At 38.4% G+C, this 14,768-nt stretch carries 9 protein-coding genes; all 9 read left to right on the top strand.

The features are described from left to right. Positions 1–195 precede the first annotated feature (195 nt). The 9 genes from DK207_RS01860 to DK207_RS01820 all read left to right on the top strand — a co-directional run bounded on the left by DK207_RS01860 (position 196) and on the right by DK207_RS01820 (position 14,761). A complete protein-coding gene (locus DK207_RS01860; protein WP_109439733.1) occupies positions 196–1,314 on the top strand; it encodes a CaiB/BaiF CoA transferase family protein in 1,119 nt (372 codons plus the stop codon). A 144-nt stretch (positions 1,315–1,458) separates the two neighbouring features. Beyond that, positions 1,459–2,682: a carbohydrate porin gene (locus DK207_RS01855; protein WP_171293615.1), complete on the top strand. Its 1,224-nt coding sequence runs from the start codon at positions 1,459–1,461 to the stop codon at positions 2,680–2,682. 142 nt (positions 2,683–2,824) lie between these two features. Further along, on the top strand, positions 2,825–5,224 hold the full coding sequence (locus tag DK207_RS01850) for a glucose/quinate/shikimate family membrane-bound PQQ-dependent dehydrogenase (protein WP_109439731.1): 2,400 nt from the start codon (positions 2,825–2,827) through the stop codon (positions 5,222–5,224). A gap of 149 nt (positions 5,225–5,373) precedes the next feature. Next, a complete protein-coding gene (locus DK207_RS01845) occupies positions 5,374–8,685 on the top strand; it encodes a type VI secretion system Vgr family protein (RefSeq protein ID WP_109439730.1) in 3,312 nt (1,103 codons plus the stop codon). Next, on the top strand, positions 8,678–9,262 hold the full coding sequence (locus tag DK207_RS01840) for a hypothetical protein (RefSeq protein ID WP_109439729.1): 585 nt from the start codon (positions 8,678–8,680) through the stop codon (positions 9,260–9,262). Before DK207_RS01845 ends, DK207_RS01840 begins: the two co-directional genes overlap by 8 nt. A 1-nt stretch (position 9,263) precedes the next feature. Further along, on the top strand, positions 9,264–11,537 hold the full coding sequence (locus DK207_RS01835; protein WP_109439728.1) for a M23 family metallopeptidase: 2,274 nt from the start codon (positions 9,264–9,266) through the stop codon (positions 11,535–11,537). Between the two features lie 8 nt (positions 11,538–11,545). Next, the gene (locus DK207_RS01830) at positions 11,546–12,022 is read left to right on the top strand and encodes a hypothetical protein (protein ID WP_109439727.1); all 477 of its coding nucleotides are present in this window, start codon (positions 11,546–11,548) and stop codon (positions 12,020–12,022) included. A gap of 617 nt (positions 12,023–12,639) precedes the next feature. Further along, positions 12,640–14,283 (top strand): nitrite/sulfite reductase, encoded by a 1,644-nt coding sequence (locus DK207_RS01825; protein ID WP_005089243.1) that lies wholly within the window; start codon positions 12,640–12,642, stop codon positions 14,281–14,283. Continuing rightward, positions 14,276–14,761, top strand: a complete 486-nt coding sequence (locus DK207_RS01820) for a DUF934 domain-containing protein (protein WP_109439726.1) — start codon at positions 14,276–14,278, stop codon at positions 14,759–14,761. The genes DK207_RS01825 and DK207_RS01820 overlap by 8 nt, the downstream gene beginning before the upstream one ends. Positions 14,762–14,768 lie beyond the last annotated feature (7 nt).

The following is a 14,768-nucleotide window of genomic DNA, read 5'->3' as shown; positions in this document are numbered from 1 at the left end:
TTACTATTCACGATAATTGACCTAAATAACCGTCTAAAATATCAAATTGGGCAATTGACAATAAAAAATAATTGCTCAATGCGTACATGTTAAATTGCCGAAACTATCAAGGTAAATGGCTGAACATGACATTGTTTTTATGTTTATCCCTACCTAGTATAAAAGAAAATTTAAACAAAATGAGTAAAAATTATCATGCCATCTGCATTAAAAGGATTGAAAGTTCTGGATTTTTCTACTTTGTTACCTGGTCCATTCGCAAGTATGTATCTTGCAGACATGGGTGCAGAAGTTATCCATATTGAATCACCAACTCGTCCAGACTTAGTAAGGATTATGCCACCCTATGCGAACGGTCAGGCCACTGCACATAGTTATCTGAATCGAAATAAGCAGTCAATTGCGCTAGATCTTAAAGATCCAACGAGTATCGAGCTAATCAAAAATAAAATCTCAGATTTTGATATTGTGCTGGAGCAATTTCGCCCTGATGTGATGCGCCGTTTAGGTTTGGATTATGAAACGCTAGCAGAGATCAATCCACGCTTAATTTACTGCTCCATTACAGGTTATGGTCAAACAGGGTGCTATAAAGACCGTGCAGGACATGATATTAACTATTTAGCCCTAGCAGGTGTTTCAGGGCATAGTGGCCGTCAAGATAGTGGGCCACCGCCACTTGGGATTCAAATCGCAGATGTTGCTGGTGGCTCATTGCATGCAGTGATTGGTATTCTCGCGGCAGTGGTTGAGCGTCAACGCAGTGGTATCGGGCAATATATTGATATTTCTATGACTGATTGTGTAGCGAGTTTAAATAGTATGGCTGCTTCAGCTAGCTTAGCAGGACAAACTCCTCAGGGTCCTGAGCAAGGTATGCTGAATGGTGCAAGTTTTTATGACTATTATGAAACAAAAGATGGTCGCTATTTTTCAGTGGGAAGTTTAGAGCCACAATTTATGGCTGGATTAGCTGCTGCTTTGGAATTACCAATACTTATGGCAAAAGGTGCTTCTTTTGATCCAGACGATCGCCAAGCAGTCAAACAGGCTTTACAAGATAAATTTAAAACCCAAGACTTTGCCGAATGGCAACATGTATTCCAGAATTTAGATATTTGTGTGGAGCCAGTGCTCAGTTTAGACGAAGCTTTAGTATCACCGATGGCTGAACAACGAGGTTGGGTGGTGGATGTTCCTTTATCTGAAAACGCTGATCAAACTGAACCCCAGTTAGCTTGTCCGATTAAATTTTCTCGTTCTCAAATGGTATATACATTTATCGGGCAGGGATTAGGAGAGGGAAAGTGGTAGAAAATATGCGCATATGATCACTGAATGTTAAAATATTGTACAGATCGTTAACATTTTGAATAACTTGTAATTTAAAAATAAGAGTAACCTTTTATACACAATAACATAAAAGGTTACGTAAACATGACAATCTCTAAATCTATGATTGTTTCTTGTTTATCCGTTCTATCATTGAGTCTTTTTACACATCATACTCAAGCAGCTTCTCCCGCGTTTGATCCAAATGGTCAATGGTTGTTTGGTGATTGGAACGGTCAACGCACAGCGTTACAAGAACAGGGTTATAACTTTTCTGCGAATTACACAGGTGAATTTGCAGGGGTTATCGATTCTAAACAGTATTCGAGTCGTGGAAATGAATACACCGGTCAGTTGGCATTAGGTACACATTTTGATCTAAATAAAATTTTAGGTTGGGAAGATACAGAGGCGCAAATCACGTTAACTTATCGTGATGGTCAATCTCTTTCTCAAACTGCAGATGGTTTACAAGGACATTTAAGTTCGGTGCAAGAAGTTTGGGGACGCGGTCAAACATGGCGTTTAACTGAGCTTTGGGTCAAAAAGAAATTTTTAGATCAAGCATTGGATATTAAAGTGGGGCGATTTGGTGAAGGCGCTGACTTTAATAGTTTTGATTGTGATTTCCAAAATTTAGCATTATGCGGTTCACAAGTGGGTAACTGGGTCGGCGATCAATGGTACAACTGGCCTGTCAGTCAGTGGGCATTGCGTGTTAAGTACAATTTCCAACCAGACTTGTACGCGCAGATTGGGGCATATGAATATAACCCTGAGAATTTGCAACGCGGCAAAGGCTTTAATTTAAGTACTGATGGATCACATGGTGCCATTATTCCTACAGAACTGGTTTGGACACCGAAACTCGGTTCGCAATCCCTCTCTGGCGAGTATCGTTTTGGCTATTACTATAGCACTGCTGATGCTGTGGAAATTGCCAATCCATCGAAAACCTCACACAAACAAGGTGGTTGGTTTACTGCGAAGCAGCAACTGACGCGTCATGACGGTCAGTCTGATCGTGGTTTGACTGGCTTTGTGAATGTGACGATTCATGATTCAAAAACCAATGCAGTTAAAGATATGCAAAATATTGGTTTGATCTACAAAGGTTTATTGGATCAACGTCCACAAGATGAGTTGGCACTCGGTGTAGCACGTATTCATGCCAATGATAAAAATAACAGTTTATTGGATGAAGAATATAACACCGAGTTGTATTACGGCATTCATGCGACCAATTGGTTGACGATTCGTCCAAATATCCAATACGTACATCACGTAGGCGCAGTTAAAGATGGTGACAAAACTTGGGTTGGCGGAATTAAGTTCCAAACAGTTTTCTAATTTTTGATTTGAATAGTTTTGCAGATTTAGTTCACTCAAATGGATTACATCTGCAAAGTTTTCATTGTGATTTAAATTTGACGGTGAGGCGAAGTGATTTGCTTCATCGTATCCAAAATACTAAAGATGCAAGGGTGATCGTATGAATCAATCTGCTTCAAAATCTGGGCTTAGAACATTGACGGTAATTATCATTGCCCTCATTGCACTGTTCTTGCTCGTTGGCGGTATCTGGCTCGCAGCAATAGGCGGGTCTTTTTATTACATTATTGCGGGTGTGCTGTTACTGATTGTCGCAGTTCAACTTTATAAATGTGCTTCTGGTCCATTATGGATCTATACAGCTTTAATGCTGGGGAGTGTGATTTGGGGTGTTTGGGAGGTTGGTACAGACTTCTGGGCACTTGCACCACGCCTTGATGTTTTAGGGATCTTGGGTCTATGGTTATTGGTACCAGCGGTGACTCGCGGTATAGATAACTTAACATCAAGTAAAGTGGCGTTATCTTCTACTTTGGCCATTGCGATAGTCGTGATGGTGTACGCAATATTTAATGACCCTCAAGAAATTAATGGTGTCATTGAAACACCGCAACCTCAGCAAGCGAAAGCATTAGAGGGTATTGCACCTGAAGATTGGCCAGCATACGGTCGTAGTCAGGGCGGTGAGCGTTATTCTCCACTGACACAAATTAATGATAAAAACGTCAAAGATTTGAAAGTGGCTTGGACTTTCGAGACAGGTGACTTTAGAACTGAGCATGATTCAGGTGAAACAACGAATCAGGTTACTCCAATTAAAATTGGCAATAATCTGTTTATGTGTACTCCGCATCAGCATTTAATTGCAATTGATCCTGCAACAGGTGAGGAGAAGTGGCGTTTTGATCCAAAGCTGAAATCGGATAAAACCTTCCAGCATTTAACCTGTCGTGGTGTGATGTACTACGATGCAGATAATACGACCAAGTTTGCAACCAGTTTACAGGCTAAAAAGTCGAGTTCAACGGAGTGCCCGAGAAAAGTCTTTGTTCCTGTAAACGATGGTCGCTTAGTTGCCGTAAATGCAGATACAGGTAAGGCTTGTTCAGATTTTGGTGAAAATGGCGAAGTAAATTTACAAGCGTTCATGCCATATGCGTATCCAGGCGGTTACAATCCGACTTCTCCTGGTATTGTGACTGGTACGACGGTCGTAATCGCAGGTTCAGTAACGGATAACCATTCAAGCCAAGAACCATCTGGTGTGATTCGTGGCTATGATGTAAATACTGGTAAATTACTATGGGCCTTTGATACGGGTGCTGAAGATCCAAATGCTTTACCGGGTGAAGGTGGAACATTTGTTCATAACTCTCCGAACGCATGGGCACCTCTTGCTTATGATGCGAAACTCGATATTGTTTATGTGCCGACAGGTGTAGGTACTCCTGATATTTGGGGTGGTGATCGTACCGAGTTGAAAGAGCGTTATGCAAACTCAATGCTCGCCATCAATGCAACTACGGGCAAACTCATTTGGAATTTCCAAACCACACATCATGATTTGTGGGATATGGATGTACCATCACAGCCATCTTTAGCAGATATTCAAGATAAATCAGGTCAGACGGTGCCTGCGATTTATGTACTAACAAAAACAGGTAATGTATTTGTATTGGATCGCAGAACAGGTGAGAAGGTTGTACCGATTACGGAAAAGCCAGTACCGCAAACAGTAAAATGGGGACCACAGACCAAGGGTGAGTTTTATTCACCAACACAACCATTTTCTGATTTCAATTTAGCACCAAAAGATAAATTAACGGATAAAGACATGTGGGGCGCCACCATGTTGGATCAGTTAATGTGCCGAGTGAAATTCAAACGTCTCAATTACGATGGCATTTATACACCACCTTCAGAAAATGGAACTTTAGTTTTCCCAGGTAACTTGGGGGTGTTCGAATGGGGCGGGATGTCAGTGAATGCTGACCGTCAAGTTGCTGTGATGAATCCAATTGGATTACCTTTTGTAAGCCGTCTGATCCCAGCGGATCCAAATCGTCAAACTGTTGCACGCGGTGCGGGTACCGAGCATGGTATGCAACCGATGTATGGTACGCCATATGGGGTTGATATTAGTCCATTCTTGTCTCCATTTGGTTTGCCATGTAAACAACCTGCATGGGGCTTTGTTGCTGGTGTAGATTTAAAAACCCATGAAGTGGTTTGGAAAAAACGTATTGGTACGATTCGTGATAGTTTACCAACGCTGTTCCAATTACCTCCTGTGAAAATTGGTGTGCCTGGTTTAGGTGGACCGATTTCAACTGCTGGTAACGTGATGTTTGTTGGTGCTACACAAGACAATTATATTCGCGCATTTAATGTATCGAATGGTGATAAATTGTGGGAAGCACGTCTACCAGCAGGTGGGCAGGCAACACCAATGACCTATGAAATCAATGGCAAACAATATGTGGTCATTATGGCTGGAGGACATGGTTCTTTTGGCACCAAAATGGGTGATTATTTAGTTGCATATGCTTTACCTGATTAATTCCTTTTAGCATCCAAAATGCTCACTTCGGTGGGCATTTTTTTTGATTGATTTAGTGATCAAATACGTCACTTTTAAACAAAAAAATAGACAGATCGATCTGGCTTGTATAAAATTTCGACCTAATAAAAAAGGAATACCATAAGAAAATGCTTTTAAATATATTCCATGTACTTGAAAAACTGGGGTTAAATGCACAAAAACGTGCAATACAAGTTCAATTTTCGCATCCGATGCTCAATGCGCAAGTGTTTTTGCAGTCGATTGATGGAAATCATCAACTGAATCAGGGGTTAACGGCTGAGCTGATCTGTCTGTCAACAAATGCAGCCATTCCATTAAAAACATTTATAGGATGCCAAGTTGCGGTTGATCAGGTCACAGATACAGGACACTTGACGCGTACAACAGGAATCATTACGGCCGCAGCACAGGGACAAAGTGATGGTGCTTTAAGTTTGTATCGATTGACGCTACAAGATGCCACAGCGCTTTGGGCAAAGCGTCGTAATAGCCGCGTATTTATGAACCAATCCGTGGTTGAAATTGTCCAAACTTTATTTAAGGAATGGCAAACACGTAGCCCATTATTTGCCGCAAGTTTGACATTAGATCTAAGTGGGCTAAGTAAAGACTATGATGTACGTCCTTTTACGATGCAGCACAATGAGCTAGACGCTGATTTTATCCAGAGATTACTGGCTTCAGAATCTATAAATAGTTTGATCGATGAAGCACAGCATATTGTTCCTCACAATACTGCGCCAATCCAAGCGCAAAAATTACGTCTCATTGATGATAATCAACAATATCAAGCGCTCGAACGTCGAACCATTCGGTATCATCGGAGCAGTGCAGCAGAACAATATGACAGTATGACCAGTTTGGTTGCTCAACGGAGATTACAACCCACAACGGTACATATTCAAAGATGGCAAGCTGATGCATTGGATCAAGAAGATGGTGCGGGCAGCGTTCAAAGTACACATTCCCATAGTGAACATCATGACAATCTCAGTCTAGGATTGGAAGATGCTTGGCATTTCACACCTGCATGGATTCAGGATTTAAAAGGTGATGATGGTGTCACAGCATCAGGTAGTCAACAAATTGAACGTCTAAATGAGCATCGTAATCAGTACTATAATGTGGCCGCTAAACACTTTGTTGCGCATACCACGGTTCGTGATGCCTATGTCGGTTATTGGTTTGAACTCAGAGCACATCCTGAAATCGATTTACATACTTCCCAAGACAGAAATTTTTTGATTACAGCAAAGCATTTTTATCATCATAACAATCTGCCCAAAGAGCTAAATCATCAAGTTAGACAACTCTTGCAAAATAGCCATTGGCAAGTCAGAGATTTTAATAACAACAATGAACGCCAAGCGAACCAGCTCACTTTACAACGCCACTATGTTCCAATAGTGCCTGAATACGATCCGATCAAACATCGTCCGATTGCATACCCTCAGCGGGCAAAAGTGGTTGGACCTGAAGGTGAGAGTATTTATGTGGATGAATGGGGGCGTATAAAAGTCCGATTTTTGTTCACGAGGAGTGAAGACCATCAACATGATGGCGGTGCAGGCTCTAATAATAATGATACTGACTCTGCATGGGTTGACGTCCTGACACCTTGGGCGGGCGAGGGCTATGGTGCACGATTCCTACCTCGAATCGGTGAGATCGTGGTGATTGATTTCTTTGACGGTAATATTGATCGTCCGTTTGTGATGGGACGTATCCATGAAGCACAACGTTCACCGACCCGTTTTGATATCAAAGGACAATTACCTGATACCAGACGACTAAGTGGTATTCGTAGTCAAGAAATAGGTGGGCAGGGATTTAACCAACTACGTTTTGACGATACATCGGGACAAATCAGCACGCAACTACAAAGCAGTCATGCGGCAACACAATTAAATTTAGGTCATTTAAGCCATCCCAAAGTCCAAGAGCATAGTACTGGACGTGGAGAGGGTTTTGAGCTCCGAACGGATGCTTGGGGCGCTGTTAGAGCAGGCAAAGGCATGCTCATCAGTACCTATGCACAAGAGCAAGCGATTGCAGATCACTTAGAGGCAGCACAAGCCCAATCTTTACTCAATCAAGGCTATGAAAGCATGAAAATGCTCAGTCATATTGCTGAAAAACAGCAAGCGGATGCATTAAATGTTATCCAGAGATTGCCAAAATTTATTCAGTCATTAGAGCTTAATAGCAAAACTCAAGCGCTGAACAAGACTGTAAATCTATTTAAGAATGAATTAAAAGATGATCCATTACATGCCTTGAAAGACTGTGGAGGCTTTATCAAAGATATCGGTGGCTTTGGTGGAGATACAAAAACAATTATTGAAGAATTTAATCAATTCTTTGCAGATAGCAAAGATGCTATCAATAACTTAAAAGATTTCATTGAAAACGTTGAAGCACATGGCGCAGACGTTGTTAAAGAACAACTGGCAAGTTTAAAAAATAAAATTAAACAGAATCCATTTGAAAGCCTTAAAGAAGTTGGACAAGTACTGGCAAACGTTGAAATCAAAGATTTTGATTTGATGAGTACCTGTGGCACCTTCAAGAAAGGTAATCAACTCAATGTCAGTCCCTTACAAGCGCTGAATTCCTTACAAGGTTTCATGGAAGGATATACACAAAACTTAGAAAGTAGCAGTGATGCCAAACAACAAGAACAAGGAAAAATATTTCGACAAGCTTTAATGCTCCTAGCATCACCGAATGGGATTGCATTGACCACACCTGAAAACATTATTCTTCAAGCCTCACAAGATATTGCAGGAAGTGCTAGCGGTTCGATTAACTGGAGTGCTCAAAAAAATATTATTGGTCATGCACAACATAAAGTGAGTTTGTTTGCTGCTACGAAAGGACTTAAAGCCTTCGCTGCAAAAGGAAAAGTTGAATTACAAGCACAAGATGACATGATCGAAGCAATTGCCCGTCGTGTCGTAAAAATTATATCGACCGAAGAAAAAATAGAGCTCACTAGTCCTGTTGAGATTGACCTTAAAGCTGGTGGTTCACAACTCAAGATAAATAAAGAAGGTGTTTTTATAAACACGGGCGGGTATTTCAAAGTGAAGGCCGGGCAGCATGTATTTGAAAGTGGTACAACCGTCAATGCAGAGTTACCGAGCTTGCCGAAGAGGGGAATGTATAGTATGCGATTTGATTTAAGTCAGGTTTTTGATAATAGTATATTCAAAAATATGAAATATAAGCTAATGAACCATACTAAAAAGATTGAATCAGAATATGAATTTGAGAAAGAAAGTAGTGCAAGAATATATAGTGATTCAGCGGATCAGGTTGAATTAGCATTAGTACCAGGTGCATATTTAAAGCCATTAAATGAGGCTCAAAATAATAAGGTTGCTGAGTCTTTAGATGAGTTGGAGGAAGAAGATTGTGGAGAGGAATATGATTAAAAGCATACAAGTGAATCATCATAAGTTTATATTTATTAGCATATTTTTTCTAATTCTAGTATTTTCATCTGGTATTTATGCTAAAGATAGTTTGAATGTAATTTCAAAGTGTGATGATGAATATGAAATGAGTTGTGATATATACTCATCAGTTGGAAATAATGTAAAAAAAGTTTTAGAGAAAGTAAAATCTCCTGTAATAAATAAAGTAAATGATAATTTTTTTCATGTAAAAACATCATGTGGGTCACCATGTCAAATTCATTTTTTTATAAATGAATATGGGGAAGATATTACTGATGAATATATCGTATTAAATAAAAAAAATTACTGCTTAATTGAGAGTGATAGCGAGAAAAAAGTTATTTATGCTAGAATTTTATTTGGAGGCAAGAAAGAGGTTTTAATAAACTTGAGAGATAAAGAATATAATATTCTGCCATCAAAATTGAACTATTATAGTGATTTTAATGAAATGTCTTTTTTTGATGAAAATAATAATTTACATTTGATTGCTAATGATTATGGAAGAATATTAGTAAATAAAGTTTTAAAAAATCCATGTAAGAGTAAATAGAATGCCTTATTCAGAAGAATTTAAAAATTTTGTGGGGACTGTTGCAGGTGAAGCTGGGGGGTGTAGTCCAACCACATGGAAAGTAGTGGCTCATTGTATAGTAAATAGGGTTGGTTTTGCTGAATGGGTAAATGCCAGAAATGTAAGCGATATTTTAAAGAAGAATTTTGATGCAATAACAGATCAAAATGCGCCATTTTTAAAAGCTGTTTCAGAAATGAATAAAGGTATTCTATCTAAGAATACACAAGATATTATTGATGCTGTTTATCCAATTTATGAAAGAGTAGAAGACGACTTTACAAATGGTGTGGTTTTATATTTTAGTCCAAAAGCTCAGGCTGCTTTACATAGAAGAAATCCTAACAAGTATAAATCATTAGTACCTGATTTTGCTAAGAGTTCTCTTACAGAAGAGGTTAAAATAAAGGGTACAGAAAATGATGATATGAGATGGTATAGATATAAAGGTGCATCAAGATTCTACTGTAAGTTTATCGATACATCAGCCAAAGCATTGAGTGGTGCTGTGATAAATATAAGTTATAGAAATACAAAGAATGTTCCTTCACTAAGCAATTTAATAACCAATAATGATGGTGAAATTAGGTCGGTTTTAGTGGCTGATGGTTGGGGGGCAAGATTTTCAGTTGATGAGATATCTGTTAAGGACGATAAAGGCAAAGAACTTATGCTTATTGCAGATGGTAAGAATCATTCTGCAGTAATTGTCGTAAACAATGGAAAAGGTGGAATTAAATCAAGAACAGATGTCCATAATCAAGAACCTACTGCCCCACAACAAAAGCCTTTAGAAAACTCTTCTAATCAGGGTCAAAAGGATAATCCAAATAGCAGTTCAGAAAAGAGAGATATTATCTTTAATATAAAAATAGTAGACAGTGATAACAGGCCTATTCCTAATATGGCATATTTTTTGAGATATAAGGGCAATGATAAAAAACATGTTGTTGGTTCTGATGGTATTGAAAGAAATATTATTGCAGAAAGTGGGGAAATACTTGCGGTAGAGATTAGTGGTAAAGATACACGACAAGTCATCAAATCATTTACAGCATCTAGTGGTGTTTTAGAACAGACCGTAAAATTTGAATTACATTGCTTTGAAATAATGTTTCGTCACCAGAACTCTCGAAAACCAATAAGTAATTTAAACTTAATTCAAACTTATCGTGGAAGAACTTATGAAAAGAAGACGAATGATGAGGGTAAAATATTAGTCAAAGCTATGCCTGGTTTTGAATTAAATTACAAACTAAGAAATGGTCGAAATTTATTGACACTGAATGTCGATAAAAATAAGGATTTAAGAATTATCGATGTGGATTCTAACGCAATAGAGAAAGCAGCAGAAAGTTTAAAAAAGAGTGTTGATGCATCAAAACAACAGAATCAATCTACTAGTGCAGCAGTACCTGAATCTAAACAAGAAGTTAAAATCCAAGATCAGACATCTAAAAGAGATAAGATCACTGCAACGAGTACAGATGGGCATCCAAAAACTATTGTTAATGATCATGGTGATGTTGAGTTTGTAGTTCTAACCTATGATAAAGAAACTAATCAGTTATTTAACGGTGGAAGCTATATTATAGAATATAAAGGAAATAAACGTTTACATGTTAGCGGAACACATGGTTTAGGAAAAAAATCCCATAAAGGACAAATTGGCCAAACAATTAAAATTTTAGATTCAAGTGGTAACAACCATGTGTTATATAACGTCCTTCTTAGATCTCCTATGTCTTCAATTGAATTAAAAATTGATAAGCCAAAAGATGATGGTCGTTATTTATATCCATTAAAAACATCTCAAAAAACCAATTCATACAAAAGTGGAGCAGGACGATTTGGATCAAATAGAGGGGGGGGTAAACGAAAGCATGCGGGCTGTGATCTTTATGCTCCTACTGGAACTGAAGTAAGAGCCATGGCTGATGGGAAAGTACGTTTAGTTGCTGGATTCTACGCAGGCACTGATGTAATTGAGATTGTTCATGAAAAGCATATTATCCGCTATGGTGAAGTATTATCAGGAAAGTCTTTAGTGAAAGCTGGAGATAATGTACGTCGTGGACAACTTATTGGATACGTCGGACAGCTTTCCATAAAAGTTCCTAGTATGATGCTACATTTAGAAATGTATGCAAATCCTAGTGATACCAGTGCTTTAACAGTTCGGGGTGCAAATGCTTACCAGCGTCGGACTGATTTGATTGATCCGACATTAATTTTAGATAATTCAATATTATGAGATATACGATGAAGAGTGTTTTGATAGCAACCATTTTATTACTTTTAATCGCTTGTAGTGATGATCAGACAAAATCGACAGAATCTATTAAGCATCAAATAAAGGTGGAGCCAGTAATCGAGCAACATGATGATAGTATCTCTATTAAAGCCATAGATAATGAGAAGAAACCTTCTACTACCATTTTGGAAAATGAACAAAATCTTAACTCAAAGTCTGCAAATGATACTCAAGAAAAAATAACTTGTTTGGGACAGGCCTTAAATGATTGGTATACATTTGATGAAACATTAGAAAAACCGAGTTGTAAAAAAATGGATAATATCGGTAAAATAAAAAATTATCAGTGTTCAGTTGAAGAAAAAGTTTTTGGCTCAGATTTTGAGGCTATTAGAATAACAGTTCAAGATAATAGGATTTTTGCATTTCAAAATTTAGATCAATGTAATGAAGCACTTGAAATATGGGAAGCAAATGCTTATTAAAAATCAAATCTAATTATCATTAGTTGCTCTTGGGGAATATCGAGTTATAAGTTCTAAAAGTCCTCGCAGAGAATGGTTCGAGCGTATAACAAAATACCGTAATCCTTCCAACATCTAAAAAAAATGAACGGAAATTAATAAAATAATCGCCGTTCATTTTTATTTAAGTCTCAACAATTCCTTCTAAATCATCCAAGGTATAGTTATTTGGTACATTAATCAGATGTATTTGGACACCTTGTTCAACTTTATTATTAGTTCAGATTTAATATGATGTAGAGCTTGAGAAGAGGAGTTTCCTAATTTTGATTAAAGGTGTTACATCAATTTCTATGGGAACTTTAATGGATTGCATATAGGTTTCTTAAACGTCTATCTAGTGACTTCATATGAAGTTGTTAGATAAACGTATTATCCATACCTATTGTTTTTTCAGTTTAGGTGGAGAGGAGAACGATACAATTTTAAATTTCTCTATTTTATTGATGTTATCTATTACAGAGCGCCGTCAAGCTTATCAATAAAACCGTTATTAAATATGCAAAAAAAGCATTTTATTGATGATAAAAAGCTCGCTATGCTAACTGCCTTTATCATGAATTTACTAGCCGTACGCCATGTATTTATATACTGATTTCGATCAACAACTGATTAATCAACGTGTTGCTCAGTTCCGTGATCAAACAGAACGCTATTTAGCGGGAAAATTGACTGAAGACGAGTACCGTCCTTTACGTTTGCAAAATGGTTTATATGTGCAACGTTACGCACCTATGTTGCGTATTGCCGTGCCGTATGGCTTGATGAATACAAAACAACTTCGAAAAATTGCTGAGATTGCGACTGAGTATGATCGTGGATATGCACACGTATCGACTCGTCAAAACATCCAGTTAAATTGGCCTGCGTTGGAAGATGTGCCAGATATTCTTGAGGAATTGGCAACAGTACAAATGCACGCGGTTCAAACATCTGGTAACTGTATTCGTAATACGACAACAGATCAGTTTGCTGGCGTTGTTGCGGGTGAGATTGCTGATCCACGTCCAACATGCGAATTGATTCGTCAATGGAGTACATTCCATCCGGAATTTGCATTCTTACCTCGTAAATTCAAAATTGCAGTTTCTGCACTCGCTGAAACCGACCGTGCTGCTACAGCATTCCATGATATTGGCGTGTATATCGTGCGTAACGAGGCGGGTGAAATAGGCTATAAAATCATGGCTGGTGGGGGATTGGGTCGTACCCCAATCATTGGTAGTGTCATTCGTGAGTTTTTACCGCGTGAAGATTTAATTGCTTATCTTGAAGCGACATTGCGTGTTTATAATTTGCATGGTCGTCGTGATAACAAATATAAAGCACGTATTAAAATTCTGGTAAAAGCATTAACGCCTGAAGTGTTTGCTCAGAAAGTTGAAGCTGAATTTGAACACACACGTGAAGCTTTGAAGATTCAGCCTGAAATCTTGAAAAAGTTAGATGAAGAATTTACCCCATTTGATTATCAAGATTTAGAAGATCAAGATTTTACGGCATTATTTGCTGAATATCCTAAATTTAAGCAATGGTTCAATGTCAATACCAATGCGCATAAAGTCAAGGGCTATCGTATCGTGACGATTTCCTTGAAGCGTGCGGGTATTGCACCGGGCGATATGACGTCAGAGGAAATGAACTTAATTGCAGACTTAGCTGATAAATATACTTTTGGTGAATTCCGCACCACACACGAACAGAATATTTCGTTAGTGGATGTGCCTCAAAAAGATTTGTTTGAGTTGTGGCAAACACTTGAACAAAACGATATGGCTCGTGCACATATCGGTTTTATCACGGATATTATTTGCTGTCCTGGCGGAGATTTCTGTTCATTGGCAAATGCCAAATCTATTCCAATTTCAGAGGCGATTACACGTCGTTTTGAAGATTTGGATACCATCTATAATTTAGGTGAGCTAGATTTAAATATCTCGGGTTGCATGAATGCATGTGGTCATCACCATGTAGGAAATATTGGTATTCTCGGTGTAGATAAAAAAGGTGCTGAGTTCTATCAAATCACATTGGGCGGTAATGCAGATCATGACGCTTCAATCGGTGACATCTTAGGACCATCTTTTGCGGCGGACGCAGTGCCCGATGTTATTGAAGAAATTTTGAATACTTACCTCGATCTACGTACAGAGGGTGAGCGTTTCATTGACACATATCGCCGTGTTGGTATTCAACCATTTAAGGAGCGAGCTTATGCTTAATACTTCGCTACAAGTGCTTTTTAAAGACGGTACAATTGCTGATAATACCTATCAAGTCATTGCTGAAGATGGTGTGATTCCACAAGGTGATGTTGTTGTTACAACTGCTCAATTAGATCAATTAGCAAATATACAAGGTAAAAAAGCGCTGTATATCACTGTGAATGATTCGCCTGAAACTCATCAATTTCCATTAAATGAACTTGATGCGATTTTCATTGAATTTGCTGGATTTAATGATGGTCGTGGGTATTCATTTGCTGCGCTGTTACGTCGCCAAGGTTATCAAGGTGAATTACGTGCCGTCGGTGATATCTTCAAAGATGTTTTAAATTATTTAAAACGTTCTGGCTTTGATACTTTTGTGGTGAAAGAAGGGAAAGATATCCATGAAGCTGCGGCAGGGCTTCAAGATTTTACCAATCCTTATCAGGCTTCTACCGCTGTACCACAAGCAAGTTATCAGACAGGGGCTTAAGTCCTGT

This window comes from Acinetobacter haemolyticus, assembly GCF_900406815.1.
In the GTDB taxonomy this organism is placed as follows: domain Bacteria; phylum Pseudomonadota; class Gammaproteobacteria; order Pseudomonadales; family Moraxellaceae; genus Acinetobacter; species Acinetobacter haemolyticus_A.
This window is presented reverse-complemented; position numbering and strand designations above follow the sequence as displayed.

Excerpts from the sequence above, each read along its gene's own strand:
- DK207_RS01825 (WP_005089243.1), top strand. The coding sequence starts at position 12,640 with ATGTATTTATATACTGATTTCGATCAACAACTGATTAATCAACGTGTT.
- DK207_RS01820 (WP_109439726.1), top strand. The coding sequence starts at position 14,276 with ATGCTTAATACTTCGCTACAAGTGCTTTTTAAAGACGGTACAATTGCT.
- DK207_RS01860 (WP_109439733.1), top strand. The coding sequence starts at position 196 with ATGCCATCTGCATTAAAAGGATTGAAAGTTCTGGATTTTTCTACTTTG.
- DK207_RS01840 (WP_109439729.1), top strand. The coding sequence starts at position 8,678 with ATGATTAAAAGCATACAAGTGAATCATCATAAGTTTATATTTATTAGC.
- DK207_RS01850 (WP_109439731.1), top strand. The coding sequence starts at position 2,825 with ATGAATCAATCTGCTTCAAAATCTGGGCTTAGAACATTGACGGTAATT.
- DK207_RS01830 (WP_109439727.1), top strand. The coding sequence starts at position 11,546 with ATGAAGAGTGTTTTGATAGCAACCATTTTATTACTTTTAATCGCTTGT.
- DK207_RS01835 (WP_109439728.1), top strand. The coding sequence starts at position 9,264 with ATGCCTTATTCAGAAGAATTTAAAAATTTTGTGGGGACTGTTGCAGGT.
- DK207_RS01845 (WP_109439730.1), top strand. The coding sequence starts at position 5,374 with ATGCTTTTAAATATATTCCATGTACTTGAAAAACTGGGGTTAAATGCA.